The organism is Nitriliruptor alkaliphilus DSM 45188, from assembly GCF_000969705.1.
GTDB lineage: Bacteria > Actinomycetota > Nitriliruptoria > Nitriliruptorales > Nitriliruptoraceae > Nitriliruptor > Nitriliruptor alkaliphilus.
The window spans coordinates 406,761-433,279 of sequence record NZ_KQ033901.1 but is presented as its reverse complement, the minus strand read 5'-3'; the positions used below and the strand labels follow the sequence as shown (position 1 = coordinate 433,279).

Below are 26,519 nucleotides of genomic sequence, written 5' to 3'. Positions count from 1 at the left end.
GGCTGCGGTCGTACCGGACGAGGAGCCGACGTGGACACCGCGACGAGGTTGCTGCGCCTGCTGACGCTGCTGCAGACGCGACCGGTCTGGGCTGGCGAGACGCTCGCCGAGCGGCTCGCGGTGACGACGCGCACGGTGCGTCGCGACGTGACGCGGCTCCGTGAGCTCGGGTACCCCATCGAGGCGACCGCGGGCGCCGAGGGCGGCTACCGCCTCGGTGCCGGCGGTGACCTGCCACCGTTGTTGCTCGACGACGACGAGGCCGTCGCGGTGGTCCTCGGCCTGTCCACGGCGGTGGTGGCGGGGGTCGACGGCGTCGGAGACGCGAGCACGCGGGTGCTGACCAAGCTCGATCAGGTCCTGCCGCCCCGCGTGCGCAAGCGGGTCGGCGAGCTGTCCTCGATGACGCTCGACGCGCGCTCGGGACCGGGTGGGGTCTTCGACGTCGATCCCGCCAAGCTGCTGCTCATCGCCGGTCACTGCGCCCGCGCCGAGGAGCTGCGCTTCCGGTACGTGGCGCGCAGCGGTGAGGAGTCCCGCCGCCGGACCGAGCCCTACCGCCTCGTGCGTTCGGGACGTCGGTGGTACCTGGTCGCCTTCGACCGCGACCGCCGGGACTGGCGCAGCTTCCGGGTCGACCGGATGGATCGCCTGGTCGAGGGCGGTGAGCGCTTCGTCCGCGGACCCGATCTGCCCGACGCGGCCGAGTACGTCGCCAACGCCGTCGGCCACGCGCCCTACCCGGTCCAGGCCAGGGTCCGGCTGCCGGTGGACGCCGAGACCGCCCGAGGCGAGCTGTCCGCCTGGTTCGGCACGTGCGAGGACGACGAGGACGGTGGGTGCGTGCTGTCGGCCGGCGGCTCGGACCTGTCCGCCTTGGCCGCCAGCCTCGCGTGGCTGCCCTGGGACTTCGAGGTGCTCGAGCCGCAGGCGGCGCAGGACGCCGTGGCGGCGCTCGGCCGGCGGCTGGTGGGCGCAGCGGGCCCGGCTGCAGCCACCGACGGGTGACGCCGGGGCGGATGGCCCCGGCGTCACCAGTCGTTGCCTCGTGGGACCGTCAGCCGGCTGCGTCGAGGGCCTGGTCGAGGTCGGCGAGGATGTCGTCGATGTGCTCGATGCCGACGTTGAGGCGGATCGCGTCGGGCTTGACGCCGGCGGTCGCGAGCTCCTCCTCGGAGAGCTGGCGGTGCGTGGTCGACGCCGGGTGGTTCACCAGCGACTTGGTGTCCCCGATGTTGACGAGGCGGGTGAACAGCTGCAGCGCGTCGTGGAACTTGACCGCTGCGTCGTAGCCCCCCTCCACGTGGAAGGTCATCAGCGACGACGGCTTGCCGCCGGTGTACTTGTTCGCGTTGGCGTGGTACGGCGAGCTCGGCAGCCCGGCGTACTCGACGTGGGTCACCTTCGGGTGCGCCGCGAGGTGCTCGGCGACCTTCTGGGCGTTCTCCACGTGACGCTCGATCCGCAGCGCGAGGGTCTGCAGCCCCTGGATGAACTGCCAGGCGTTGAAGGGGCTGATCGCCGAACCGGTGTTGCGCAGCGGCACCGTCCGGGCGCGGCCGATGAACGCGGCTTCGCCGAGCGCCTCGGTGTACACCACGCCGTGGTAGGCCGGCTCGGGGGTGTTGAGCTGCGGGAAGCGGTCCGCGTGCTCGCTCCAGGGGAACTTCCCGCTGTCGACGATGATCCCGCCGATCGAGTTGCCGTGCCCGCCGATGAACTTGGTCAGCGAGTGGATGACGATGTCGGCGCCCCACTCGATGGGCTTCATCAGTATCGGGGTGGCGACCGTCGAGTCCACGATCACGGGCACCCCGGCGTCGTGGGCGACCTTCGCGATGGCCTCGAGGTCGGGGATGTTGCCGGCGGGGTTGCCGATGGTCTCGAGGTAGACCGCCTTGGTCCGCTCGTCGATCAGCGCGCCGAGCGCCTCGGCCGAGTCGTCCTCGGCGAAACGGACGTCGACGCCCTGGGCCGGGAACATGTGCTTGAACAGCGTGTAGGTGCCGCCGTACAGCAGCGGCACGGTCACGATGTTGTCGCCGGCCCTGGTGATGGTCTGGATCGCGTAGGTGATGGCGGCCTGACCGGAGCTGGTGGCGAGCGCGGCGACCCCGCCCTCGAGCGCGGCGAGGCGCTGCTCGAGCACATCCTGGGTCGGGTTCATGATCCGGGTGTAGATGTTGCCCGGCACGGCGAGGTTGAACAGGTCGGCGCCGTGCTGGGCGTCGTCGAACTCGTAGGCGACGGTCTGGTAGATCGGGACCGCGACGGCCTTCGTCGTCGGGTCCGGCTCGTAGCCGTGGTGGATCGCGAGCGTCTCGTCCTTCATGGGGTCCCTCTCCGGTACTGGTTCGGTGGTCGGGCGCGGTCAGCGGCGCAGGCGTCCGAGCGGGTCGCTCGGGTCGATGTCCGGGGTGAACGGCACCCCGCGTTCGAGGTCGGTCAGGCGGTAGACGAGGCCGAGCCAGTTGGCGAAGACGGCCTTGGCGGTGTCCGCCCACGTGTCGTCGAGGCCCTTGGCGAGCTCGGCCTCGGGGAACTCGGGTGCCGGCCGGCCGGCCTCGCGCGCGTCGAGGACGGCGTCGAGGTGCTCGTGGGCCCGGCGGGCCGCGTCCGCGGAGAGGTAGTTGGCCGGCAGGGGAGGGATGGCGTCGATCTCGCCGGCGAGGTAGCGGGTGACCTCGCGCTTGTACTCCTTGAGCAGACTGACCGCGTCGTACTCGGGGTGGCCCTGCATGAAGACGGTGCGGATCCCGTCGGGGGAGACGCCGAGGTGGAAGTCGCCCTCGGTCGACTCGATCAGCACATCGACCCCGGCGCGTTCGAGCTGGGCCGAGGTGATCTCGTTCCACCGCGAGTGCGGCACGTCGAAGCGGGTGTTGGTGCCGCGCAGCAGCGGGTGGTCCGGATCGGCCAGCCGGTGCTCGAGCACACCCCACCGCTTGTTGAGCAACCGCCGCCGGCGGACGCCGTAGCGGTGCTGGATCATCGCGTGGGTGGCCAGGCAGGAGCACATCACCGACGTGACGTGCTCGCTCGCCCAGTCCATCACCTCCAGGAGCGGGGCGTAGAAGGCCTCGTCGGCGAGGTCGGGATGGTTGGTGACGTTCGCGCCGGTGACGATGAGGGCGTCGAGGCCCTCATCACGCAGGTCCTCGAACCGCTCGTAGTGGTCGTCGATGTGGGCCTGCGTCCGCGGGCTGCGCTCCAGGCCGGGGACGGTGAACACGTGCACGAAGACCTGCACGATGCGGTTCGCGCTGCCGACCATGCGGATGAACTGCTGCTCGGTCACCGAGAGGGCGGCGTCCGGCATCATGTTCAGCAGGCCGATGTGCAGCTCGCGGATGTCGGCGCGCTGCGCCTGCTGGACGGTGAGGACGTCCTCGCCCTCGGCGGCCAGGGCCGCGAAGGCCGGCAGCGAGGAGTGGGCGACGATCGGCATGGAGGTGACCCGGTCGGTGGGCCGTGGACGCTAGTCCGACCGACGGGCCGGCGACGACGGACGGGACAACGTGACGACGCCCCGACCGGGGCCGGGGCATCGCGGCGTCGGGACGTCCTACTTGTAGTTGGTGAACCGCAGGGGGGCGTCGTGGTCCTTGGCCTTGACCATGGCCTGGATCTCCTGGAGGTCGTCGCGCTTCTTGCCGCTGACCCGGATCCGGTCACCCATGTTGGTCGGCGTGACCTTCAGCTTGGTTGCCTTGATGTCCTTGACGATGGTCTTGGCGATGTCGCCCGGCAGCTCGCTGACGAGCTTGACGTCGACGCGGCTGCGCCCGCCGGACACGTCGCTCGGCTCACCGATGTCGAGGGCCTTCAGGGACACCTTGCGCTTGACGCACTTGTCCTTGAGGACCTCCAGCGCCGCGTTGACGCGGTCCTCGGATGCGGACTCGACCTTGATGGCCTCCTCGCCCGACCACTCGATGATCGTGCCGGTGTCCTTGAAGTCGAACCGCGTGCCGACCTCGCGGGCGGCCTGGTTGATGGCGTTGTCGACCTCCTGGCGGTCGACGCCCGCCTCGATGTCGAAGCTCGAGTCAGCCACGGGGTGCTCCTCGGTCGGGTCCGGTGTGACCTGCGAGCCTAGTGAGCGTGTCGTGCCCCGTGACCTCGACGTCTGGTGTCGCACCGCCGTGGCAGGGTGTCGACTCGGTCATCCGTGGGGGCGGGTGAGGAGTCCTCCGTGCTCGATCTGTGCCGACCAACGCTGCCCTTCCGCCCGCCGCTTGCAGCGCGCACCACCGTGCCGGCCGAGTCGCCCGAGCGAGCGGCCGACTCGCCGCTGGACGCGAACCTCGCGGCCCACCTGGCCAAGGGGCAGCGCCGGGACGCCGACACCATCTGGCGCCGCAACCCGCGAGAGCAGGGTCTGATCGGCCTCACCGACGCCGTCGCGTGGTTCGGCCGACAGGGGTGGTCGATCAGCCTGCCGCTGATCGACAGCCAGCCCTACGACCTGATCGTCGACGACGGTGAGCGTCTCCAGCGTGTCCAGGTCAAGACCACCACCTACCGGTCTCCCTACGGCGTGTTCGTCGTCAGCCTGGCGACGCGCGGGGGGAACCAGAGCTTCCACACCGCGAAGGCGTTCGACCGATCGAGCTGCGAGCTGCTCTACGTCCTGACCGACGCGGGGGATCGGTACCTGATCCCGACGTCGGTGATCCGGTCAGCGAACACCCTGAGCTTGGGCAGGCGCTACGACGAGCACCGGTTGCGCAGCTGACGGTCCCTGGTTGGCCGACGAGGCGACCGCGACCTACCCTCCGACTCGCCCGCACCGTTGGGCTCCCGGTGGGATGTCCGAGCGGCCAAAGGATCTCGGCTGTAAACCGAGCGGCTATGCCTACGCAGGTTCGAATCCTGCTCCCACCACCAGCCAGTCGCGTCACCACCGCCCGTGCGCGCCGGACCACCACGGTTCGACGGACCGCACGGGCGGTGGCTACGCTGCCGGCCGCCCGCGCTCGCGTGGGCGCGACACCCGCCCTGGTAGCTCAGTCGGCAGAGCACATCCATGGTAAGGATGGGGTCCGCGGTTCGATTCCGCGCCAGGGCTCAGGGAAGCACCCGGACGCCGCCGGCTCACGCCGGCAGCTTCCGGGTGGTCCCCGTCGAGGCGGCGTAGCTCAGAGGTAGAGCAAGCGGCTCATAATCGCTGTGTCGGTGGTTCGAGTCCACCCGCCGCTACGAGAACGCCCCACACCTGCACCGCCCGCACCACGCCCGAAGCACCGCGACACGTCAACACGTTTCGACCGAGACGACCGATCAGAGCAACCGGCCCGCAGCCGGCTCGTGAACCAAGGAGCAGCACCCGTGGCCAAGGAGAAGTTCGAGCGGACCAAGCCGCACATGAACATCGGCACGATCGGTCACGTCGATCACGGGAAGACGACGTTGACGGCGGCGATCACGAACGTTCTGGCGAAGAACAACCCGAACGTGCAGTCGATGGCGTTCGATGCGATCGACAAGGCGCCGGAGGAGCGTGAGCGGGGGATCACGATCAACGTGTCTCACGTGGAGTACGAGACCGATAACCGGCACTACGCGCACGTGGATGCGCCGGGTCACGCGGACTACGTCAAGAACATGATCACGGGTGCGGCGCAGATGGATGGCGCGATCCTGGTGGTGTCGGCTGCGGATGGTCCGATGCCTCAGACCCGTGAGCACGTGCTGCTCGCGCGTCAGGTGGGTGTCCCGAAGCTGCTGGTGGCGCTGAACAAGGTCGACATGGTCGATGATGAGGAGCTGCTCGAGCTGGTGGAGATGGAGGTCCGTGAGCTGTTGGACTCCTACGACTTCCCTGGTGATGACACGCCGGTGGTGCGGGTCTCGGCGCTCAAGGCGCTGGAGGGTGATGCGGAGTACGAGTCCAAGGTCGTGGAGTTGATGGCGGCGGTGGATGAGTTCTTCGAGGAGCCGGAGCGGGCGCTGGACAAGCCGTTCATCATGCCGGTCGAGGATGTGTTCTCGATCACGGGGCGTGGGACGGTGGCCACGGGTCGGATCGAGGGCGGCAAGATCAACGTGGGTGACACCGTGGAGATCATCGGTCTGAAGGACACGACCTCGACCACGGTCACGGGTGTGGAGATGTTCCGCAAGCTGCTCGATGAGGGCATGGCTGGTGACAACGTGGGCATCTTGCTGCGTGGGACCAAGCGTGAGGAGATCGAGCGCGGTCAGGTGCTGGCGGCGCCGGGTTCGATCACGCCGCACACGGGGTTCGAGGCGCAGGTGTACGTGCTCTCCAAGGAGGAGGGTGGTCGTCACACGCCGTTCTTCAACAACTACCGGCCGCAGTTCTACTTCCGGACCACGGATGTGACCGGTTCGGTCACGCTTCCCGATGGTGTGGAGATGGTGATGCCGGGTGACAACACCGAGATGTCGGTGGAGCTGATCCAGCCGATCGCGATGGACGAGGGTCTGAAGTTCGCCATCCGTGAGGGTGGTCGGACCGTCGGTGCCGGTCGCGTCACCAAGATCACCAACTAGGCCCCCGTACCACCACCCCCCGCCACCGCACCTGCGCGGTCGGCGAGCGAGCCAGGACCAGACGTCATGCCCAAGAACGACAACCGTCCGAAGGTGACGCTCGCTTGCACCGAGTGCAAGGAGCGGAACTACATCACCTCCAAGCACCGGGTGAACCAGCGTGAGCGCATCGAGCTGAACAAGTTCTGCGCCCGCTGCCGGGCGCACAAGCTCCACCGCGAGACGCGCTGACCCGACGCTGCTCGACGCGGCCCACCTCCTGGCGGGGTGGGCCGCGTCGCGTTGGGGCCGCTGGTCACCGGCTGCCTAGGATGGCGCCGCCCGCGGCTCGCACCTGCCTCGCCGCGACGTGCCGACCCCTCCAGGAGGACCGGATGGCGCTCAACCGCGACAAGGTGGGGACGCAGTACCCGCCGTACACCTACGAGGTCTCGCGCGAGAAGATCCGCGAGTACGCGCAGGCGCTCGGCGAGCGCGACCCGCGCTACTTCAGCGACGGGGACGACTGTGTCGCGCCGCCGACCTTCGCGGCGAGCTACACCGTGGTCAAGGGCGGAGCGGCGGCGTTCTCCGACCCCGACCTCGGTGTCCACCCGGCGTTGGTGCACGGCTCGCAGCGCTACGTCTACGGGGACCGGCCGGTCGCGCCGGGGGACCGGCTGACCTGCACGCCGCGGATCGCCGACATCCAGAGCCGGGGTCGCAACGAGATGCTCACCGTCGAGGTCGACTGCCGCTTCGAGGACGGTGCGCTCGCCGTCCGCTCCGAGGCGGTCATCATCTTCCTCGGTTCCGCCCCCGAGAAGGAGGAGGTCGCATGAGCGGCGTCGTAGGTCCCATGTTGCTTCTCGAGGGACCGGAGACGGTCTCGGAGGTGTGGTCATGAGCGAGGTGACCGTCGGGACCGAGCTGCCCACGATCGAGCAGCAGGCGACGCTGATGACGTCGGTGTCCTACGCCGCCGCGTCGGGGGACCTCAACCCCCTCCACTACGACCAGGGGTTCGCCGGGCAGGTCAGCCCGACCGGAGGGATCATCGCCCACGGGATGTACTCGATGGGGTTGGCCTCGCGCCTGCTGACCGAGTTCGCCGGCGACCCGGCCAAGGTGCTCGAGGTCCAGGTCCGCTTCGCCCGTCCCTGGCCCCTCGGCACGACCTCGACCTTCGGGGGCACCGTCAAGGAAGTCGAGGACGGTGTCGCGACCGTGGAGCTGTTCGGGGACAACGAGAACGGCGACCGCATCCTGAAGGGGACGGGCAGGATCGCCGTCTGAGCCTCCCGCTCCTGCCGGACCCGCGTGCGGCGGCGGCGACTGCGGTTGTCGCCCCCCGCGGGTCCGGGTAGTCTCGCCGCGCTGCCTCCACGTGGGGCAGCGTTCCCTTGTCTCGACCGGACGGGCGCGCCTCGTCCCGGTCGGATCGGGGGACGGACGGGCGTAGCTCAATCTGGTAGAGCACCGGTCTCCAAAACCGGCGGTTGGGGGTTCGATTCCCTCCGCCCGTGCGACGCTCCGGCTGCTTCACGGCCGAGTCCACCCGCCCCACCGGGGCCCCGGCGACGCCGGGGTCCGTCCCCACCCCCCACCGTCCCCGGGCGGCTGCGGGAGCAGGAGTCACACGATGAGCCGCGACGACGATCGCCGCGCCGAGCGTGAAGCGCGGCGCACGGCCGACCTTCCGAGCGCTGCGAGCGAGCCCGTCGCCGAGACGCGGACGAGGACCGGCCTCGCGCAGTTCCTGCGCGAGGTCCGCTCCGAGCTGCGCAAGGTCGCCTGGCCGAACCGCAAGGAGCTCATCTCCTACACCATCGTCGTCCTCGTGATGTCGCTGGTGCTCACCCTCCTGATCTGGGGCTTCGACTTCATCGTCCGCGACGCCATCATCAACACGCTGGGGTAGACGCCCGTGCCCGACGACCAGACCGACCTCCCCGTCGACGACCAGCTCGCCACCGACAGCCCGGTGGACGAGCTCGAGCCGTCCGACACCCCCGGCGATGACGCCGGTCCACCGCCCGTGCCCACCGACGGTGCCGGTACCGAGCTGACCCAGGACGACGAGCACCTCGCCGTCCCCGCCGACGACCGCCGCGAGGCACCGGAGGGCACCGTTCCCGACGCGCCGACCACCGACCTGGACCCCGAGATCGCCGACGCGACCTCGGAGCTGACCGATGCCGCCGAGGCGGACGCGCCCGAGGGCGACGACCTCGACGACCTGCTCGGCATGGCCGGCGCGGGGGACGTCGAGCGCAGCGCAGCGAGCACGCAGGATGACGCTGACGCGTCGCCGGACGTGGCCACCGAGCCGACCGCGGTCGCGGACGGTTCCGACGCCGATGCGGACGCCGCCGAGGTGCAAGCGCCGGCGCCCGCCGTGCGGCGTCGTCCTCGCTCGCTCGCCGAGGTGCGCGACAAGAAGGAACTGGCGCGCCTGATCGGCAACTGGTTCGTGGTCCACACCTACGCCGGCTACGAGCAGCGCGTCAAGGACAACCTCGAGAACCGGGTCGAGACGCTCGACGCCCACGACCGCATCTTCGAGGTGGTCATCCCCACCGAAGAGGTCACCGAGTACAAGAAGGGCAAGAAGACCGTCGTCCAGCGCAAGTTCCTGCCCGGGTACGTCCTGGTGCGCATGGAGATGGACGACGAGACCTGGGGCATCGTCCGTCACACCCCCAACATCACCGGCTTCGTCGGCTCGTCGGGCTCCAGGCCGGCCCCGCTGTCGCTGCGCGAGGTGGCCTCCACCCTCCAGCTTCCCGACGAGGTCATCGAGGTCGACGAGAGCGACGAGGCGGCGGCTCCCGAGCCCGAGCGCCAGGTCGCCGAGATCGACCTCGAGGTCGGCGAGACCGTCCGGGTCACGTCCGGACCGTTCGCGGACTTCACCGGGACGATCTCCGAGATCAACCTCGACCAGGCCAAGCTCAAGGTGCTCGTCAGCGTCTTCGGTCGCGAGACCCCGCTCGAGCTGCCCTTCGACAACGTCGCCAAGCTCTAGGGCTGACGCGAACGCGCCCGGGCGACGTGAAGCCCAGGGCGCACCCGAACCGATGTGGGAGGCCGCGCAGGCGGCCGTTCGACCACGAGGAGGAACCCACAGATGGCCAAGAAGGTCGCTGGTTTCATCAAGCTCCAGATCCCGGCCGGTCAGGCCAACCCGGCGCCGCCGGTCGGCCCCGCGCTCGGTCAGCACTCCGTGAACATCATGGAGTTCTGCAAGGCGTTCAACGAGCGCACCCAAGGCCAGCAGGGCGACATCGTCCCGGTGGAGATCACGGTCTACGAGGACCGGTCGTTCACCTTCATCATGAAGACGCCGCCCGCGGCGCAGCTGCTGCTCAAGGCGGCGGGCGTGGCGAAGGGTTCGGGCACCCCGCACACCACGAAGGTGGCGAGCGTCTCGCGTGAGCAGGTGCGCCAGATCGCCGAGACCAAGATGCCCGACCTGAACGCGATCGACATCGAAGGTGCCATGAAGATCGTCGAGGGCACCGCCCGCTCGATGGGCATCACGGTCGACGGCTAGTCACACGTTCCAGCACGTGGGAGGAGGGCCGCGCCCTCCGTCGGACCACGAGGAGATACACAGATGGCCAAGCACGGCAAGAAGTACCGGGCAGCGATGGACCGCATCGAGGCGGACCGTCTCTACGCCCCCAAGCCCGGGTTCGCCCTCCTCAAGGAGGTCGACGCGACGAGCTACGACGCGACCGTGGAGGTCGCCTTCCGGCTCGGCATCGACCCGCGCAAGGCGGACCAGATGGTCCGCGGCGCCGTGTCGCTGCCGCACGGGATCGGCAAGTCGGTCCGCGTGGCCGTCGTCGCCGGTGGTGACAAGGCCACCGAGGCGCGCGAGGCGGGTGCCGACCACGTCGGTGGCGACGACCTCGTCGAACTGCTCGGCCAGGGTGACCTGCTCAGCGAGATCGACTCGGTCATCGCCACCCCCGACATGATGGGCAAGCTCGGCCGTCTCGGGAAGGTGCTGGGTCCGCGTGGCCTGATGCCGAACCCGAAGTCCGGCACGGTCACGATGAACGTCGGTCAGGCCGTCACCGAGATCAAGGCCGGTCGCGTCGAATACCGCTCCGACCGCAACGGCAACGTCCACGCCGTGCTCGGCAAGGCGTCGTTCCCGGTCGAGAGCCTGGTCGAGAACTACGGCGCGCTGCTCGACGAGATCCTCCGTCTGCGTCCGTCGGCCGCCAAGGGCCGGTACGTGCGCTCGGTGACCATCTCCACGTCGGCGTCGCCCGGCATCCCGCTCGACCCGACCCGGGTCAAGGACCTGCTCGTCGACGACACCAGCGAGGCCGCAGCCGCGACGGCGTGACCCGCGCGCAGCACCCCGGACGAGCCCGCCACACGGCGGGCTCGTCCGCGTCCGGCACGTGCGGCTGCCCGCGGCGGACGGGGCCGACGGCGGCGCTACCCTCCGGCCGGGCGACGGACGGCCGGCGACCTCGGGACGAGCATCGGAGCGGGCGGTGAAGGACGAGGCGGTCGCGGACACCGGCAGCGGACCCACCGAGGCGCCGATCCACGTGCTGGTGGGGTCCGCCGACGAGGGGACGCGGGCGCAGGTGGCCCTGACCCTCGGTGCGGACCGGTACCGCGTGGTCGAAGCGGTCGACACCGAGGACACGATCCGCTCCCTCGCGGCCGAGTTGCCGCCCGTGCTGGTTCTCGACGACCAGCTCCCGGGGGCCGGTGCCCTCGCGATCGCGCGCACGGTGCGGGCCCAGCCCGAGACGGCGGGCGTCCGCGTGCTGCTGCTCGTGCCACGCGGCGACACCACGGCCGAGGGAGCACCCGGCGTGGACGCCACGCTCGCGTTGCCGTTCACCGCCTTCGCGCTGCTCGGCAAGGTCGAGAGCCTCCTCGAGGGCTGAGCCACGCCGGGGGCGAGGGTCGGCATCCGCGTGCGCCGGCAGCGCGCGGCAGGACCTGGTTCGACGCCGGGTGAGCGCCCCGGTAGTCTCCCCGCCAACGACGCCACAGACCGCTGGACGCCCGCCTCGCGGGTCGAAGGTCGCGGCGCGCCCCTCCCTCACCGGAAGCCGGGTGCCTCGCGCGTCCCGCGTAGGCCGGTTCGACACCCCGCGGCTCCCCGCCGTGTCCTCGTGTCCGCCCCCTGCGCGAGCCGCGCCGGGGGCTCCTTCGTGTGAGGGCGGATCGGCGCCCGTGCCTCGGCTCCCCGGCAGGGTCCGCTACCACCCCGGAGGAACCCGTGCCTCGGCCCGACAAGGTCGCCGTCGTCGATGACGTCAAGAGCGGCCTCACCGACTCGGCAGCCACGCTGCTCACCCACTACCGCGGCCTCACGGTCACGGAGATGGCCGAGCTGCGCATCAAGCTGCGCGAGGCGGGCGCGCGCTACCGCGTCGCCAAGAACACCCTCGCTCGCCGCGCTGCGGTCGACGCCGGCATGGAGGAGCTCCAGGAGCTGCTCGACGGCCCGACCGCCCTCGTCTTCTGCTCCGAGGACCCGGTGGCGCCCGCGAAGGCGCTCAAGGCCTTCGCCAAGGACCACCCGGCGCTCGTGATCCGCGGTGGCTACCTCGACGGCGAGGTCCTCGACGAGGCCGCCGCCATCAAGCTCGCCGACCTCGCCTCCAAGGAGGAGCTGCTCGGTCAGCTGGCGGGCCTGATGTACGGCGCGCTGGCCAACACCGCCCGCCTGCTCCAGGCCCCGATCGAGAAGCAGGCCCGTCTCGTCCAGGCCCTCATCGACGCCGGCGGCAACGCCGACGTCACCGAGGCGCCCGCCGCCGAAGAGGCCCCGGCTGCTGCCGAGGAGGCTCCCGCCGAGGAGGCTGCCGCGGAGGAAGCCCTCGCTGCCGAGGCCCCCGCTGCCGAGGCCGACGCCCCCGCGGCCGAGGCCGAGGCCGAGACCACCGGCGACGAGCCGGCGAGCGACGCGTAACCCCCCCACGTCCCGAGATCACCAGACCCGCACAGAACAGGAACCACCATGGCGAAGCTGTCCACCGACGAGCTCATCGATGCGTTCAAGGAGCTCACGCTCGTCGAGCTCTCCGAGCTCGTGAAGAAGTTCGAGGAGACCTTCGAGGTCACCGCCGCTGCTCCGGTCGCCGTCGCTGGTGGCGTGGCCCCCGGTGCGCCCGCCGAGGCCGCCGAGGAGAAGACCGACTTCGACGTGGTCCTCACCGCCGCCGGTGACAAGAAGATCCAGGTCATCAAGGAGGTGCGCGGCCTCACCAGCCTCGGCCTGAAGGAGGCCAAGGAGCTCGTCGAGTCGGCGCCCAAGGCCGTCCTCGAGGGCGTGGACAAGGCTGCGGCCGACGCCGCCAAGGAGGCGCTCGAGGGCGCCGGCGCCACGGTCGAGCTCAAGTGATCCCCGCCGGTGCGGACCCCCTCGCGGGTCCGCACCGGCTGGTGCACCGCCGCGGCCACGCCGCCTCCGATCCCGGAGGCGGTCACGGTCGTTCGCGGGTCGGTTGACGCGCCGTGCTCGACGCCCCTACACTCCGGGGCTGCCGTGTGCTCGCGTACCGTCACCGCGAGCTGGGGTGTCACTCGTTCGTCCCGTCACCACGTGTGCTCCCGCGGGGTCGTCCGTCGTTCATCGAGGTCCCTCCATCCGCCTGTCGTGCCGCCGCCGTTCGGAGGCGGCTGTCGCGCGTCCACAGGGGGATGATCGACCGGTGACGGGGTCCCGCAGCCAGGACCGTGACCGCCGTGGACGAGCGGATGTCCGCCAGCGGCACGTGGCCGTCCGCGGTCGCCGCCCCGAACCCGCCGCACCGCTCCACCCGCGCGTCGGCCGTCCGACCTGACCGACCGCGCGTCCCGATCCCGCTCGGCGCTGCGGGCTCGGCGTTCGATCCTCCGCGCCGACCGAACCGCACCACACGTTCCACGCCCCGAGCTCGGGCACGTTCCACCGAGCCGGAGCGGTACGCCCGCACCGTTCGGGCCCCGCTCCACCCCCGCAGCCACCAGCGTCAGGGAGGTCCCGGTTGACCGGCAACGCCGTCGATCAGCGACTTAGCTTCGCAAAGATCCGTGAGGCGCTCCCACTCGAGGAGCTCGACCTCGTCGCCATCCAGAGCGGTTCGTTCGCCTGGCTCATCGACGAGGGCCTCGGGGAGATCTTCGACGAGATCTCTCCCATCGAGGACAGCCAGGGCAAGATGGCCCTCAGCTTCCTCAACCACCGCTTCGAGGACCCCAAGTACTCCGTCGATGAGTGCAAGGAGAAGGACTACACCTACGCCGCGCCGCTGTTCGTGACCGCCGAGTTCCTGAACAAGGAAGACGGCACGATCAAGTCCCAGACGGTCTTCATGGGTGACTTCCCCGTGATGAGCGACAAGGGCACGTTCGTCATCAACGGCACCGAGCGTGTCGTGGTGTCCCAGCTGGTGCGCTCGCCGGGCGTCTACTTCGACTCGTCCATCGACAAGACCACCGGTCGTGACGTGTACGGCTGCAAGGTCATCCCGGGCCGCGGCGCGTGGCTCGAGTTCGAGGTGGACAAGCGCGACCTGGTCGCCGTCCGCGTCGATCGCAAGCGCAAGCAGCCGATCAGCGTCTTCTACCGCGCGCTCAAGGCGTTCGTGTGGAACCAGGAGGCCGGGGTCTACGAACTCGCGCCGTCCGAGGTGCTGACCACCGAGATCCCCGACGAGGAGATCCTCGAGTTCTTCGGGGGCGCCGAGTCGATCGCGCTCACCCTCGAGAAGGACAACACCGGCCGCACCCCGGGCCAGGCGCTCGAGGAGATCTACCGCAAGCTCCGTCCGGGCGAGCCGCCGAACGCTGAACAGGCCGGGCAACTGCTGCTCGGCATGTTCTTCGCCACCAAGAAGTACGACCTCGCGCGGGTCGGTCGCTACAAGATCTCCGGCCTCGAGGACGACGGCTCCGGCCACGTCAAGCACGGCAAGCTGACCGACGAGTTCGAACTCCTCGGGTTCGGTCGCCGTGAGGACGTCACGCTCACCGCCGAGGACTGCCTCGCGACGATGAGCTACCTCGTCAAGCTGCACGCCGGCGAGGACGGCTACGACACCGACGACATCGACCACTTCGGCAACCGGCGCCTGCGCTCGGTCGGCGAGCTCATCCAGAACCAGGTCCGCATCGGCCTGTCCCGGATGGAGCGCGTGGTCCGTGAGCGGATGACGACCCAGGACCTCGAGGCCATCACGCCTCAGACCCTGATCAACATCCGTCCGGTCGTGTCCGCCATCCGCGAGTTCTTCGGCACCTCGCAGCTGTCGCAGTTCCTCGACGAGACCAACCCGCTGTCCGGCCTGACGCACAAGCGACGCATGTCGGCCCTCGGTCCCGGTGGTCTGTCGCGTGAGCGTGCGGGCTTCGAGGTCCGCGACGTCCACCCGTCGCACTACGGCCGCATGTGCCCGATCGAGACCCCGGAGGGCCCGAACATCGGCCTGATCGGGACGCTCGCGACCTACGCGCGCATCAACGAGTACGGGTTCGTCGAGACCCCGTACCGCACGGTCGTCGACGGCGTGGTCACCGACGACGTGGAGTACCTCACCGCCGACGAGGAGGACCGCTACGTCGTCGCGCAGGCCAACGCGCCGCTCGACGACGAGGGCAAGTACGTCAACGACCTCGTGCTCGTGCGCGCCAAGGGCGGCGAGGTCCGCGAGGTCGCACCGTCGGCCGTCGACTACATGGACGTCTCGCCGCGCCAGGCGGTGTCCATCTCGGCCGCGCTCATCCCGTTCCTCGAGCACGACGACGCCAACCGGGCCCTGATGGGCGCCAACATGCAGCGCCAGGCCGTCCCGCTCCTGCGGGCCGAGGCGCCGTTCGTCGGCACCGGCATCGAGGCGAAGGCCGCCCGCGACGCGGGTGACGTGGTCGTGGCATCGCGCGGTGGCGTCCTCGTCGAGGTCGCCAGCGACCACCTCGTGGTCCGCACCGACGACGACGAGATCGACCGCTACTACCTCACCAAGTTCAAGCGCTCCAACCAGGGCAGCTGCATCAACCAGCGTCCCATCGTGACCGAGGGACAGCGGATCGAGGTCGGTGAGGTCATCGCCGACGGACCGTCCACCGACGCCGGTGAGCTCGCCCTCGGCCGCAACCTGCTGGTCGCCTTCATGTCCTGGGAGGGTTACAACTTCGAGGACGCCATCATCCTCTCCGAGCGGCTCGTCCGCGAGGACGTGCTGACCTCGATCCACATCGGGCAGCTCGAGGTCGACGCTCGCGAGACCAAGCTCGGCCCCGAGGAGATCACCCGCGACATCCCCAACGTCTCCGAGGAGGTGCTCGCCAACCTCGACGAGGAGGGGATCATCCGCATCGGAGCGGAGGTCCAGCCGGGCGACATCCTCGTCGGCAAGGTCACCCCGAAGGGGGAGACCGAGCTGACCCCCGAGGAGCGGCTGCTGCGGGCGATCTTCGGTGAGAAGGCCCGCGAGGTGCGCGACACCTCGCTGAAGGTGCCCCACGGTGACCGCGGGATCGTCATCGGCGTGCAGCGGTTCTCGCGCGCCGACGGCGACGAGCTGCCGCCGGGCGTCAACGACATGGTGCGCATCTTCATCGCCAAGAAGTCGAAGATCTCGGAGGGCGACAAGCTCGCCGGACGCCACGGCAACAAGGGCGTCATCTCCAAGATCCTGCCGCTGGAGGACATGCCGTTCCTCGAGGACGGCACCCCCGTCGACATCGTGCTCAACCCCCTCGGCGTCCCGTCCCGCATGAACATCGGGCAGGTCCTCGAGACCCACCTCGGCTGGGCGGCCTCCAACGGGTGGCACTTCGACGAGAAGCCCGAGTGGTTCGACCGCGTCGGGTGGGGCGATGAGATGCTGTCGGTCCCCGGACCGGTCAACTTCGCCACCCCGGTCTTCGACGGCTGCCGCGAGGAGGAGCTCATCGAGCTGCTCCAGGCCGGCAACCCGACCGAGTCGGGGATCCGCCTGGTCGGGGTCGACGGCAAGACCACCGTGTACGAGGGCCGCAGCGGCGAAGCCGTCGAGGCACCCGTCACCGTCGGCTACATGTACATCCTCAAGCTCCACCACCTGGTCGACGACAAGATCCACGCCCGCTCGACCGGTCCGTACTCGATGATCACCCAGCAGCCCCTCGGCGGGAAGGCCCAGTTCGGTGGGCAGCGCTTCGGTGAGATGGAGGTGTGGGCCCTCGAAGCCTACGGCGCCGCGTACGCCCTCCAGGAGCTGCTGACGATCAAGTCCGACGACACCATCGGGCGCGTCAAGGTCTACGAGGCCATCGTCAAGGGCGACAACATCCCCGAGCCCGGCATCCCCGAGTCGTTCAAGGTGCTGGTCAAGGAGATGCAGGCCCTCAGCCTCAACGTCGAGGTGCTGAACGCGGCGGGCGACCAGATCGAGCTGCGTGACAGCGAGGACGACGCGTTCCGGGCTGCTGAGGCTCTGGGCATCGATCTCTCCCGGCCGGAGCGTCCGACCGCGGAGGCGTGACCTTCCGCTGAGGCCCGTCCGGGCTGCCATCCCCTCTCGGTCCCTGCGGGACCTCCGGGGGCCCCGAGGCAGCCCGGCCCGGACCTCAGCTCCGGTCCCGCCACCGCTCCCGGTACCGGGCAACTGACAGAGAAGACACATACCCCCGCGGGGGCCCCGACCCCCGCACCTCTCCTCAGAGAGGGTTATGAAGTAGGGAGGACGTCCCCGTGCTGGACGTGAACCACTTCGACAGTCTGCGCATCACCCTGGCGGAGGCGCATCAGATCCGCATGTGGTCCAACGGCGAGGTCAAGAAGCCGGAGACCATCAACTACCGCACGCTCAAGCCCGAGAAGGATGGGCTGTTCTGCGAGAAGATCTTCGGTCCCACGCGGGACTGGGAGTGCTACTGCGGCAAGTACAAGCGCGTGCGCTTCAAGGGGATCATCTGCGAGCGCTGCGGCGTCGAGGTCACGCGGGCCAAGGTCCGCCGTGAGCGCATGGGCCACATCGAGCTCGCCGCTCCCGTGACCCACATCTGGTACCTCAAGGGCGTCCCCTCGCGCCTCGGCTACCTGCTCGACATGTCGCCCAAGGACCTCGAGAAGGTCATCTACTTCGCGGCGTACGTGGTGACCTCCGTCGACGAGGACAAGCGCCACGACGCGCTGCCCGAGCTCGAGGAGGAGCTGCGTCTCGAGAAGCAGGAGATCGAGAAGCAGCTCGAGGGCGACCGCACCGAGCTCCTCCAGCAGCTCGAGGCCACGCTCGCTGAGCTCGAGGCCGAGGGCGCCAAGCCCGACGTGGTCAAGAAGGAACGCAAAGAGATCGAGAAGCAGCTGAAGGCCGTCTCGGTCCGTGCCAACAACGAGCTCGAGCACCTCGACAAGGTCCTGACGACCTTCAAGAAGCTCTCGGTCAAGCAGCTGATCCCCGAGGAGCTGGTCTACCGCGACATGCGTGACCGCTTCGGCGACTACTTCACCGGTGGCATGGGCGCCGAGGCGATCCGGGACCTGCTCGAGGCGATCGACCTCGACGCCGAGAACGGCGAGCTGCGCACCACCATCGTCGAGGCCAAGGGTCAGAAGAAGCAGCGTGCGACCAAGCGCCTCAAGGTCGTCGACGCGCTGCGCAGGACCGGCAACGACCCGGCGTCGATGGTCCTCGAGGCCATCCCGGTCATCCCGCCGGACCTGCGCCCGATGGTGCAGCTCGACGGTGGCCGCTTCGCGACCTCCGACCTCAACGACCTGTACCGCCGCGTGATCAACCGCAACAACCGGTTGAAGCGTCTGCTGGACCTCGGGGCCCCCGAGATCATCGTCAACAACGAGAAGCGGATGCTCCAGGAGGCCGTCGACGCGCTGTTCGACAACGGCCGTCGCGGACGTCCGGTCACGGGCCCGGGCAACCGGCCGCTCAAGTCGCTGTCCGACATGCTCAAGGGCAAGCAGGGCCGCTTCCGTCAGAACCTGCTCGGCAAGCGCGTCGACTACTCCGGCCGCTCGGTCATCGTGGTCGGCCCGCAGCTGCGGATGCATCAGTGCGGCCTGCCCAAGCAGATGGCGCTCGAGCTGTTCAAGCCGTTCGTCATGAAGCGCCTCGTCGACCTCAACTACGCGCAGAACATCAAGAGCGCGAAGCGGATGGTCGAGCGTTCGCGTGCCCAGGTGTGGGACGTGCTCGAGGAGGTCATCGCCGACCACCCGGTGATGCTCAACCGTGCACCCACCCTCCACCGCCTCGGCATCCAGGCGTTCATGCCGACGCTGGTCGAGGGCAAGGCCATCCAGCTGCACCCGCTGGTGTGCACCGCGTTCAACGCCGACTTCGACGGCGACCAGATGGCCGTCCACCTGCCGCTGTCGGCCGAGGCGCAGGCCGAGGCGCGCATCCTCATGCTCGCCCCGAACAACATCCTGTCGCCGGCGACCGGTCGCCCGATCGCCTCGCCGACCCAGGACATGGTGCTCGGCATCTACTGGTTGACCTTCTCCGACAACGACACGTCGGCCGACCGGGACCCGACGGGCCTGCCCATCTTCAGCTCGGTGGGCGAGATCGAGCGTGCGCTCGACCAGAAGGCCATCCACATGCAGGACGCGATCATCCTGCGTCTGCGTGGCAAGCAGCTCGACCCGGCGGACCGTTCGGCGGCCTACCGCGAGGACGACGAGGCGTGGGAGGCCGCACGGGCTGACCGCACCCCGGTGCGCATCGTGACCACCGCCGGCCGGGCCATCTTCAACGAGGTGCTCCCCGAGGACCACGCCTTCATCAACGAGGTCGTCACCAAGAAGGGCGCCGGCGACATCGTCAACAAGTGCTCCGACGTCTTCCCGCGGTGGCAGGTCGTCGAGGTCCTCGACGCCATGAAGGACCTCGGGTACCGCTACGCCACGAAGGCCGGCATCACCATCGCCATCTCGGACGTCGAGACGCCGGCCAACAAGGCCGAGGTCATCGCCGCCTCCGAGGACCGTGCGGCCAAGATCGAGAAGCAGTTCAGCCGTGGTGTCATCACCGACGCCGAGCGGCGCCAGGAGCTGATCGAGATCTGGACCGAGGCGACCAACAAGGTGGCCGACGCGATGGAGGCATCCTTCGCCGAGACCAACCCGTTCTTCGTCATGGCCAACTCGGGTGCACGCGGCAACATGACCCAGCTGCGGCAGATCGCCGCCATGCGTGGGCTCGTGGCCAACCCGAAGGGTGAGATCATCCCGCGGCCGATCAAGTCCAACTACCGCGAGGGTCTGTCGGTCCTCGAGTACTTCATCGCGACGCACGGTGCCCGCAAGGGTCTGGCCGACACGGCCCTCCGTACCGCCGACTCGGGTTACCTCACGAGGCGGCTGGTCGACGTGTCGCAGGACCTGATCATCCGCGAGGACGACTGCGGGACCGACCGCGGCGTGACGGCCGTGGTCGGCGAGCACGACTCGCAGACCGTGTACGGGCGCGTCCTGGCCCGGGACGTCAGCTTCCCCGGCTCCGACGAGGTGCTCCTCGCCGCGGGGACGCCGATCGCCGACGTCGAGGTCCGGCGCCTGCGTTCGGCTCTCGTCAAGGGCATCCACCCCGACACCCTCGCACCGCTCGAGGCGACCGCCTCCGACGCGGAACGCGAGATCACCGTCCGGTCCGCGCTGGCGTGCGACACCGAGATCGGCGTCTGCCGCGCCTGCTACGGCGAGCTGCTCGCCAACGGCGCGATGGTCGACATGGGCGAGGCGGTCGGCATCATCGCCGCCCAGTCCATCGGTGAGCCGGGTACGCAGCTGACCATGCGCACCTTCCACACCGGTGGTGTGGCGTCCGCGGACGACATCACCCAGGGTCTGCCACGCGTGGTCGAGCTGTTCGAGGCTCGTAGCCCACGAGGCAAGGCCGAGATCGCCCGCATCTCGGGGCGTGTCTCGATCGAGGAAGCCGAGGGTGGTGGTCGACTGCTGACCATCTCCGGCGCTCGCGACCAGGTCGACGAGCACGAGCTGCCCCGCGGCGCCCGGCTGTTCCGGTCCGACGACGGTTCGATCGAGGTCGCGGACGGTGCGGAGGTCGAGGTCGGCCAGCAGCTGACCCTCGGCGCGATCGATCCGCACGAGCTGCTCGAGGTGCTCGGGGTCCGTGCGGCGCAGTTGCACCTGGTGCACGAGGTGCAGGAGACCTACCGCTCGCAGGGTGTGCCGATCCACGACAAGCACGTCGAGCTCATCGTCCGGCAGATGTTCCGCCGGGTGAACGTGGTCGACCCCGGCGACGCCTCCTTCCTGCCCGGTGACAACGTCGATCGGGTGAAGTTCAAGAAGGAGAACGACCGCGTGCTCGCCGAAGGTGGGCAGCCCGCGGCCGGTCGCCAGATGCTGATGGGCATCACCAAGGCGTCGCTGGCCACCGACTCGTGGCTGTCCGCGGCCTCCTTCCAGGAGACCACCCGCGTGCTCACCGAGGCGGCCCTCGGTTCCGCGTCCGACCCGCTGGTCGGGCTCAAGGAGAACGTCATCATCGGCAAGCTGATCCCCGCGGGGACCGGCGTCCGCGACTATCAGCGGATCCGGGTCGGCCACACCGAGCTGCCCGAGCAGGCGCTGCCGGCGGACATCGCCGAGTTCCTGGCGTCCACCGAGTCCTACGAGGGCGACGGGTCCTGGGGCTTCGACGGCGGCTGGGGGTTCGAGGACTTCCCCGGTGAGGCCGGCAGCCAGGGTGGCGCCGGTCAGGGTGGTGCGGGCCAGGGCTGACCCAGCTGAGCACGTAGCACACGGGAGGGGCGCCGGCGACGGCGCCCCTCCGGCGTGCGGCCGGTCGGACGGCCGAACGGCCACCTCCGGGCCGTCGGGCCGGTGGCCGTTCGCCGCGCTCTCCCCCGCCGGTGGGCCGGGGGTGGCCGCCGCCGGTGCCTCTACCGTCTGGTGCTCCCGCAACACTTCCCACCCGAGGAGGACCTACCGTGACCAGCTTCCGCACGCTCCGCCGATCGTCCACGGCACTGCTGTTCGCCGGCGCTCTCGCGCTCGGCGCGGCGGCCTGCGAGGAGGACAACGGCGCCATGACCGACGACACCACGGTCGACGGTGGTGTCGATGACGGCGGCCTCGACGACGGCGGTCTCGACGACGACGGCCTCGACGACGGCGGTCTCGACGACGACGGTCTCGACGACGACGCCTGATCGCGAGGTTGCGAGGGCTGCACGACAGCCCGCAGCACGAGGGCCGCGCCACCTGGCGCGGCCCTCGTTGCGCTCCGCGGCCGCCCGCTGACCGCTCGCGAGACGCCGGGTGTGCGGGCAAAGACCCCGCAGGTTGACAGCCCGCGCGCGCCGTCGGTACGGTTCGCGATCTGCGCTGCGGCCTCGCCGTGGCGCGGTCCGGGCGCACCCGCGCCGACCTTCTCGCACGAGATCCCTTCGCGCGGAAGCGCGCTGCACCCCGGACCTTCACCAGGAGCGGAACGCCCGACCCCGTGGGTCGGACCGCGCCGCCCGGTGGGACCCAGCACCGAACGCGGTCCCGCGTCCCCGCTCGTATCCGGGTGTGGCGGCGCAGCGGCCCACGGCCCCACCCTCACCACACCCCGCCCGATACGCACCGACGCGCGTCCTCGCGCGCCAGCTCGCCACCGGCGGGCGCTACCGACGGAGAACGCCAGGCATGCCCACCATCCAGCAACTGGTGCGCAACGGCCGTCAGTCGAAGGCCAAGAAGAACAAGACCCTCGCGCTCAAGGGCTCGCCCCAGCGTCGCGGTGTCTGCACGCGCGTCTACACGACCACCCCCAAGAAGCCGAACTCGGCCCTCCGCAAGGTGTGCCGCGTCAAGCTCTCGTCGGGCATCGAGGTCACCGCCTACATCCCCGGTGAGGGGCACAACCTCCAGGAGCACTCCATCGTGCTCGTGCGTGGTGGGCGCGTGAAGGACCTGCCGGGCGTGCGTTACAAGGTCATCCGCGGGAGCCTCGACGCTGCACCGGTCCGTGACCGCAAGCAAGCGCGCTCCCGCTACGGCGTGAAGAAGGACAGCTGATATGCCTCGCAAGGGTTCCCCGGGCCGCCGCAAGGTCCAGCCGGACGCGAAGTACGGCTCGCCGCTGGTCACCCAGTTGATCAACCGCGTCATGCGCGACGGCAAGCGGTCGATCGCCGAGGCGATCGTCTACGACGCCCTCGCCAACATCGGCAGCCGCACCTCGGGCGGCGATCCGATCAGCGTCCTCAAGCGTGCGATCGACAACGTCAAGCCGCAGCTCGAGGTCAAGTCCCGCCGCGTCGGTGGTGCGACCTACCAGGTGCCGATCGAGGTCCGCCCCTCGCGTTCGACCACCCTGGCCCTGCGCTGGGTCGTCGGGTACGCGCGCATCCGTCGTGAGCACACGATGGGCGAGCGCCTCGCCGGCGAGCTGCTCGACGCCTCCAACGGCGTCGGCGCCGCGGTCAAGCGCCGCGAGGACACCCACAAGATGGCCGAGGCCAACCGCGCCTTCGCCCACTACCGCTGGTAGCCCACCCACCGGGGTGGTGACCACCGCCCACCGGGTTCAGACCACACAGCGAGGAAGAGTTCCAGATGGCCGTCAAGCGGACCGTGAAGCTCGAGCACCTGCGCAACATCGGGATCATGGCTCACATCGACGCGGGCAAGACCACCACCACCGAGCGCATCCTCTACTACACCGGTCGCACCTACAAGATCGGTGAGGTGCACGACGGTGCCGCGACGATGGACTGGATGGAGCAGGAGCAGGAGCGCGGGATCACCATCACGTCGGCTGCCACCACCACCAAGTGGCACGACACGACGATCAACATCATCGACACCCCCGGTCACGTCGACTTCACCATCGAGGTCGAACGTTCCCTGCGCGTGCTCGACGGTGCGGTCACCGTGTTCGACGGGGTCGCCGGCGTGGAGCCGCAGTCCGAGACCGTCTGGCGCCAGGCCGACAAGTACGGCGTGCCGCGGATCTGCTTCGTCAACAAGCTCGACCGCACCGGTGCGTCGTTCGACTACTCGTTCGACTCCATCAAGGACCGGCTGACCCCGAACGCCGTCCGCGCCCAGATCCCGATCGGCCTCGAGGGCGACCTCCAGGGCGTGGTCGACCTGGTCGAGATGAAGGGCATCGTCTGGGAGGGCGAGGACCTCGGTGCCTCCTTCAAGGAGGTCCCGGTCCCCGAGGACCTCAAGTCCGACGCCGAGATCTACCGCGCCGAGCTCATGGAGAAGGTCGCCGAGACCGACGAGGACCTCCTCGAGCACTTCTTCGAGCACGGCGAGCTGACCGTCGACCAGATCAAGTCGGGTCTGCGCAAGGCCGTCCTGAACAACCAGGTCGTCCCGGTCTTCTGTGGGTCGGCCTTCAAGAACAAGGGCGTGCAGACGCTGCTCGACGCGGTCGTCGACTACCTGCCCTCGCCGCTCGACGTGCCGCCGGTCAAGGGCGTCAACCCCAAGTCCGGTGAGCCCGACACCCGCGAGGCCTCCGACGACGCGCCGTTCTCCGCGCTGGCCTTCAAGGTCATGACCGACCCCTACGTCGGCACCCTGACCTTCGCCCGGGTGTACTCCGGCACGCTCGAGACCGGCTCCCAGGTCGTCAACGTGACCAAGGACGCCAAGCAGCGTGTCGGTCGCATGCTGCAGATGCACGCCAACTCGCGTGAGGACTGCGACGCGTGCATGACCGGCGACATCATCGCGCTGGCGGGCCTGAAGAACACGACCACCGGTGACACCATCACCACCGCCGAGGCCCCGATCATCCTCGAGCGGATGGAGTTCCCGAAGCCCGTCATCGAGATCGCGATCGAGCCGAAGACCAAGACCGACCAGGACAAGCTCTCCACGGCGCTCCAGAAGCTGGCCGAGGAGGACCCCTCCTTCCGCGTCAAGACCGACGACGAGACCGGCCAGACCCTCATCGGTGGCCAGGGCGAGCTGCACCTCGAGATCATCGTCGACCGGCTCATGCGTGAGTTCAAGGTCGAGGCCAACGTCGGTCGGCCGCAGGTCGCCTACCGCGAGATGGTCAAGAAGCGCGTCGAGAAGGTCGACCTCAAGTACGCCCGTCAGTCCGGTGGTCGCGGCCAGTACGGCCACGTGGTCATCGACGTCGAGCCGCTCACCGAGGAGATGAAGGCCGAGCTCGAGCTCGAGGCGGACGACTTCTACTACTTCGACAACAAGACCGTCGGTGGCTCCATCCCCAAGGAGTACATCGGCTCGGTCAACCAGGGCATCCAGGAGGCCATGGGCTCGGGCATCCTCGCCGGCTACCCCATGGTCGACGTCCGGGTCACCCTGGTCGACGGCAGCTACCACGACGTCGACTCCTCCGAGATGGCGTTCAAGATCGCCGGTTCGATGGCGATCAAGGAAGCCGCCCGCAAGGCCGGCATCCAGCTGCTCGAACCGGTCATGGACGTCGAGGTCGTGACCCCCGACGACTACCTCGGTGACGTGATGGGCGACCTCTCCGGGCGCCGCGGGATGATCCAGGGCCAGGAGACGCGAGGCAACGCGCTCGTGGTCAAGGCCCGCGTCCCGCTCTCGGAGATGTTCGGCTACTCCACCGACCTGCGCTCGGCGACCCAGGGTCGGGCCAGCTACACGATGCAGTTCGGCGCCTACGAGCCGGCCCCGACCAACATCCAGGAGGAGATCGTCGCGAAGGTCCGCGGCGAGTGACCTCCGGGTCCCACGGACCCAGCTTCCGGTCCCCGGACCGACCCGACCGACCCCACGCACACCACCCGCCGACGCCGGCGCGCGACACCTGAGGAGGGCCCGAGATGGCCAAGGAGAAGTTCGAGCGGACCAAGCCGCACATGAACATCGGCACGATCGGTCACGTCGATCACGGGAAGACGACGTTGACGGCGGCGATCACGAACGTTCTGGCGAAGAACAACCCGAACGTGCAGTCGATGGCGTTCGATGCGATCGACAAGGCGCCGGAGGAGCGTGAGCGGGGGATCACGATCAACGTGTCTCACGTGGAGTACGAGACCGATAACCGGCACTACGCGCACGTGGATGCGCCGGGTCACGCGGACTACGTCAAGAACATGATCACGGGTGCGGCGCAGATGGATGGCGCGATCCTGGTGGTGTCGGCTGCGGATGGTCCGATGCCTCAGACCCGTGAGCACGTGCTGCTCGCGCGTCAGGTGGGTGTCCCGAAGCTGCTGGTGGCGCTGAACAAGGTCGACATGGTCGATGATGAGGAGCTGCTCGAGCTGGTGGAGATGGAGGTCCGTGAGCTGTTGGACTCCTACGACTTCCCTGGTGATGACACGCCGGTGGTGCGGGTCTCGGCGCTCAAGGCGCTGGAGGGTGATGCGGAGTACGAGTCCAAGGTCGTGGAGTTGATGGCGGCGGTGGATGAGTTCTTCGAGGAGCCGGAGCGGGCGCTGGACAAGCCGTTCATCATGCCGGTCGAGGATGTGTTCTCGATCACGGGGCGTGGGACGGTGGCCACGGGTCGGATCGAGGGCGGCAAGATCAACGTGGGTGACACCGTGGAGATCATCGGTCTGAAGGACACGACCTCGACCACGGTCACGGGTGTGGAGATGTTCCGCAAGCTGCTCGATGAGGGCATGGCTGGTGACAACGTGGGCATCTTGCTGCGTGGGACCAAGCGTGAGGAGATCGAGCGCGGTCAGGTGCTGGCGGCGCCGGGGTCGATCACGCCGCACACGGGGTTCGAGGCGCAGGTGTACGTGCTCTCCAAGGAGGAGGGTGGTCGTCACACGCCGTTCTTCAACAACTACCGGCCGCAGTTCTACTTCCGGACCACGGATGTGACCGGTTCGGTCACGCTTCCCGATGGTGTGGAGATGGTGATGCCGGGTGACAACACCGAGATGTCGGTGGAGCTGATCCAGCCGATCGCGATGGACGAGGGTCTGAAGTTCGCCATCCGTGAGGGTGGTCGGACCGTCGGTGCCGGTCGCGTCACCAAGATCACCAACTGAGCCGCTGCCACAGACGTCGAAGCAGCTCCGCTTCGGGTGTCGGGCAACTCACGGTCCGCCCC

23 protein-coding genes and 4 tRNA genes are annotated in these 26,519 nt (G+C 69.2%); 24 read left to right on the top strand and 3 right to left on the bottom strand.

Annotated features, from left to right (window positions below; genetic code table 11):
- Nucleotides 1–30 precede the first annotated feature (30 nt).
- Complete coding sequence (locus tag NITAL_RS02040; RefSeq protein ID WP_052664422.1) at nucleotides 31–1,008, top strand: helix-turn-helix transcriptional regulator; 978 nt, start codon at nucleotides 31–33, stop codon at nucleotides 1,006–1,008.
- Between the two features lie 49 nt (nucleotides 1,009–1,057).
- On the opposite strand, the gene NITAL_RS02035 is transcribed toward NITAL_RS02040, so the two are convergent.
- From NITAL_RS02035 to NITAL_RS02025, 3 genes are all read right to left on the bottom strand, one after another.
- Nucleotides 1,058–2,332 carry an O-acetylhomoserine aminocarboxypropyltransferase/cysteine synthase family protein gene (locus NITAL_RS02035; protein WP_052664421.1) on the bottom strand — a complete coding sequence of 425 codons (1,275 nt, stop codon included), beginning with the start codon at nucleotides 2,330–2,332 and terminating at the stop codon, nucleotides 1,058–1,060.
- Nucleotides 2,333–2,371: 39 nt separating this feature from the next.
- A complete protein-coding gene (gene metA, locus NITAL_RS02030; RefSeq protein ID WP_052664420.1) occupies nucleotides 2,372–3,448 on the bottom strand; it encodes a homoserine O-succinyltransferase MetA in 1,077 nt (358 codons plus the stop codon).
- A gap of 117 nt (nucleotides 3,449–3,565) precedes the next feature.
- Nucleotides 3,566–4,057, bottom strand: a complete 492-nt coding sequence (locus NITAL_RS02025; protein ID WP_052664419.1) for a YajQ family cyclic di-GMP-binding protein — start codon at nucleotides 4,055–4,057, stop codon at nucleotides 3,566–3,568.
- Between the two features lie 138 nt (nucleotides 4,058–4,195).
- Between NITAL_RS02025 and NITAL_RS02020 the strand changes: the two genes are divergently transcribed.
- The 23 genes from NITAL_RS02020 (at nucleotide 4,196) to tuf (NITAL_RS01905) (ending at nucleotide 26,457) form a co-directional block, all read left to right on the top strand.
- Entirely contained in the window at nucleotides 4,196–4,738 is a 543-nt protein-coding gene (locus tag NITAL_RS02020; RefSeq protein WP_052664418.1) for a group I intron-associated PD-(D/E)XK endonuclease, read from the top strand.
- A 67-nt stretch (nucleotides 4,739–4,805) separates the two neighbouring features.
- Nucleotides 4,806–4,890, top strand: a tRNA-Tyr gene (locus NITAL_RS02015).
- Between the two features lie 108 nt (nucleotides 4,891–4,998).
- Nucleotides 4,999–5,071: transfer RNA gene (locus NITAL_RS02010), tRNA-Thr, on the top strand.
- 59 nt (nucleotides 5,072–5,130) lie between these two features.
- Nucleotides 5,131–5,202: transfer RNA gene (locus NITAL_RS02005), tRNA-Met, on the top strand.
- Nucleotides 5,203–5,331: 129 nt separating this feature from the next.
- Nucleotides 5,332–6,519 (top strand): elongation factor Tu, encoded by a 1,188-nt coding sequence (gene tuf / locus NITAL_RS02000; RefSeq protein ID WP_052664402.1) that lies wholly within the window; start codon nucleotides 5,332–5,334, stop codon nucleotides 6,517–6,519.
- Between the two features lie 66 nt (nucleotides 6,520–6,585).
- On the top strand, nucleotides 6,586–6,750 hold the full coding sequence (rpmG, locus tag NITAL_RS01995; RefSeq protein WP_052664417.1) for a 50S ribosomal protein L33: 165 nt from the start codon (nucleotides 6,586–6,588) through the stop codon (nucleotides 6,748–6,750).
- Nucleotides 6,751–6,893: 143 nt separating this feature from the next.
- Nucleotides 6,894–7,340 carry an FAS1-like dehydratase domain-containing protein gene (locus tag NITAL_RS01990; protein ID WP_052664416.1) on the top strand — a complete coding sequence of 149 codons (447 nt, stop codon included), beginning with the start codon at nucleotides 6,894–6,896 and terminating at the stop codon, nucleotides 7,338–7,340.
- A 61-nt stretch (nucleotides 7,341–7,401) separates the two neighbouring features.
- Entirely contained in the window at nucleotides 7,402–7,794 is a 393-nt protein-coding gene (locus NITAL_RS01985) for a MaoC/PaaZ C-terminal domain-containing protein (RefSeq protein WP_052664415.1), read from the top strand.
- 156 nt (nucleotides 7,795–7,950) lie between these two features.
- A tRNA-Trp gene (locus NITAL_RS01980) sits at nucleotides 7,951–8,024 on the top strand.
- Nucleotides 8,025–8,140: 116 nt separating this feature from the next.
- A complete protein-coding gene (gene secE, locus NITAL_RS01975) occupies nucleotides 8,141–8,419 on the top strand; it encodes a preprotein translocase subunit SecE (protein ID WP_083441131.1) in 279 nt (92 codons plus the stop codon).
- Between the two features lie 6 nt (nucleotides 8,420–8,425).
- Complete coding sequence (nusG, locus tag NITAL_RS01970) at nucleotides 8,426–9,526, top strand: transcription termination/antitermination protein NusG (RefSeq protein WP_052664414.1); 1,101 nt, start codon at nucleotides 8,426–8,428, stop codon at nucleotides 9,524–9,526.
- A 102-nt stretch (nucleotides 9,527–9,628) separates the two neighbouring features.
- Nucleotides 9,629–10,054: a 50S ribosomal protein L11 gene (gene rplK / locus NITAL_RS01965; RefSeq protein WP_052664413.1), complete on the top strand. Its 426-nt coding sequence runs from the start codon at nucleotides 9,629–9,631 to the stop codon at nucleotides 10,052–10,054.
- 63 nt (nucleotides 10,055–10,117) lie between these two features.
- Nucleotides 10,118–10,861, top strand: coding sequence for a 50S ribosomal protein L1 (gene rplA, locus NITAL_RS01960; protein WP_052664412.1), 744 nt, complete (start codon nucleotides 10,118–10,120; stop codon nucleotides 10,859–10,861).
- 154 nt (nucleotides 10,862–11,015) lie between these two features.
- A complete protein-coding gene (locus NITAL_RS01955; RefSeq protein WP_157041566.1) occupies nucleotides 11,016–11,420 on the top strand; it encodes a PleD family two-component system response regulator in 405 nt (134 codons plus the stop codon).
- A 338-nt stretch (nucleotides 11,421–11,758) separates the two neighbouring features.
- Nucleotides 11,759–12,454, top strand: a complete 696-nt coding sequence (gene rplJ, locus NITAL_RS01950; RefSeq protein WP_052664410.1) for a 50S ribosomal protein L10 — start codon at nucleotides 11,759–11,761, stop codon at nucleotides 12,452–12,454.
- A gap of 48 nt (nucleotides 12,455–12,502) precedes the next feature.
- Nucleotides 12,503–12,886, top strand: coding sequence for a 50S ribosomal protein L7/L12 (gene rplL, locus NITAL_RS01945; protein ID WP_052664409.1), 384 nt, complete (start codon nucleotides 12,503–12,505; stop codon nucleotides 12,884–12,886).
- A gap of 625 nt (nucleotides 12,887–13,511) precedes the next feature.
- Complete coding sequence (gene rpoB, locus NITAL_RS01935) at nucleotides 13,512–16,991, top strand: DNA-directed RNA polymerase subunit beta (RefSeq protein ID WP_052664407.1); 3,480 nt, start codon at nucleotides 13,512–13,514, stop codon at nucleotides 16,989–16,991.
- A gap of 209 nt (nucleotides 16,992–17,200) precedes the next feature.
- The gene (locus tag NITAL_RS01930) at nucleotides 17,201–21,220 is read left to right on the top strand and encodes a DNA-directed RNA polymerase subunit beta' (protein WP_083441130.1); all 4,020 of its coding nucleotides are present in this window, start codon (nucleotides 17,201–17,203) and stop codon (nucleotides 21,218–21,220) included.
- Between the two features lie 209 nt (nucleotides 21,221–21,429).
- Nucleotides 21,430–21,651, top strand: coding sequence for a hypothetical protein (locus tag NITAL_RS27740; RefSeq protein WP_052664406.1), 222 nt, complete (start codon nucleotides 21,430–21,432; stop codon nucleotides 21,649–21,651).
- Nucleotides 21,652–22,132: 481 nt separating this feature from the next.
- Nucleotides 22,133–22,504: a 30S ribosomal protein S12 gene (rpsL, locus tag NITAL_RS01920; protein ID WP_052664405.1), complete on the top strand. Its 372-nt coding sequence runs from the start codon at nucleotides 22,133–22,135 to the stop codon at nucleotides 22,502–22,504.
- Nucleotide 22,505: 1 nt separating this feature from the next.
- Nucleotides 22,506–22,979 carry a 30S ribosomal protein S7 gene (gene rpsG, locus NITAL_RS01915; RefSeq protein ID WP_052664404.1) on the top strand — a complete coding sequence of 158 codons (474 nt, stop codon included), beginning with the start codon at nucleotides 22,506–22,508 and terminating at the stop codon, nucleotides 22,977–22,979.
- A gap of 65 nt (nucleotides 22,980–23,044) precedes the next feature.
- Complete coding sequence (gene fusA, locus NITAL_RS01910; protein WP_052664403.1) at nucleotides 23,045–25,165, top strand: elongation factor G; 2,121 nt, start codon at nucleotides 23,045–23,047, stop codon at nucleotides 25,163–25,165.
- A gap of 104 nt (nucleotides 25,166–25,269) precedes the next feature.
- Nucleotides 25,270–26,457 (top strand): elongation factor Tu, encoded by a 1,188-nt coding sequence (gene tuf / locus NITAL_RS01905; protein ID WP_052664402.1) that lies wholly within the window; start codon nucleotides 25,270–25,272, stop codon nucleotides 26,455–26,457.
- Nucleotides 26,458–26,519: the final 62 nt, after the last annotated feature.

Bases quoted from the DNA above. Each gene is read 5' to 3' on its own strand.
- rplA (WP_052664412.1), top strand. From the start codon at position 10,118: ATGGCCAAGCACGGCAAGAAGTACCGGGCAGCGATGGACCGCATCGAG.
- secE (WP_083441131.1), top strand. From the start codon at position 8,141: ATGAGCCGCGACGACGATCGCCGCGCCGAGCGTGAAGCGCGGCGCACG.
- tuf (WP_052664402.1), top strand. From the start codon at position 25,270: ATGGCCAAGGAGAAGTTCGAGCGGACCAAGCCGCACATGAACATCGGC.
- rpmG (WP_052664417.1), top strand. From the start codon at position 6,586: ATGCCCAAGAACGACAACCGTCCGAAGGTGACGCTCGCTTGCACCGAG.
- NITAL_RS01985 (WP_052664415.1), top strand. From the start codon at position 7,402: ATGAGCGAGGTGACCGTCGGGACCGAGCTGCCCACGATCGAGCAGCAG.
- rpsL (WP_052664405.1), top strand. From the start codon at position 22,133: ATGCCCACCATCCAGCAACTGGTGCGCAACGGCCGTCAGTCGAAGGCC.
- rplL (WP_052664409.1), top strand. From the start codon at position 12,503: ATGGCGAAGCTGTCCACCGACGAGCTCATCGATGCGTTCAAGGAGCTC.
- NITAL_RS01990 (WP_052664416.1), top strand. From the start codon at position 6,894: ATGGCGCTCAACCGCGACAAGGTGGGGACGCAGTACCCGCCGTACACC.
- NITAL_RS02035 (WP_052664421.1), bottom strand. From the start codon at position 2,332: ATGAAGGACGAGACGCTCGCGATCCACCACGGCTACGAGCCGGACCCG.
- rplK (WP_052664413.1), top strand. From the start codon at position 9,629: ATGGCCAAGAAGGTCGCTGGTTTCATCAAGCTCCAGATCCCGGCCGGT.
- metA (WP_052664420.1), bottom strand. From the start codon at position 3,448: ATGCCGATCGTCGCCCACTCCTCGCTGCCGGCCTTCGCGGCCCTGGCC.
- rpsG (WP_052664404.1), top strand. From the start codon at position 22,506: ATGCCTCGCAAGGGTTCCCCGGGCCGCCGCAAGGTCCAGCCGGACGCG.
- fusA (WP_052664403.1), top strand. From the start codon at position 23,045: ATGGCCGTCAAGCGGACCGTGAAGCTCGAGCACCTGCGCAACATCGGG.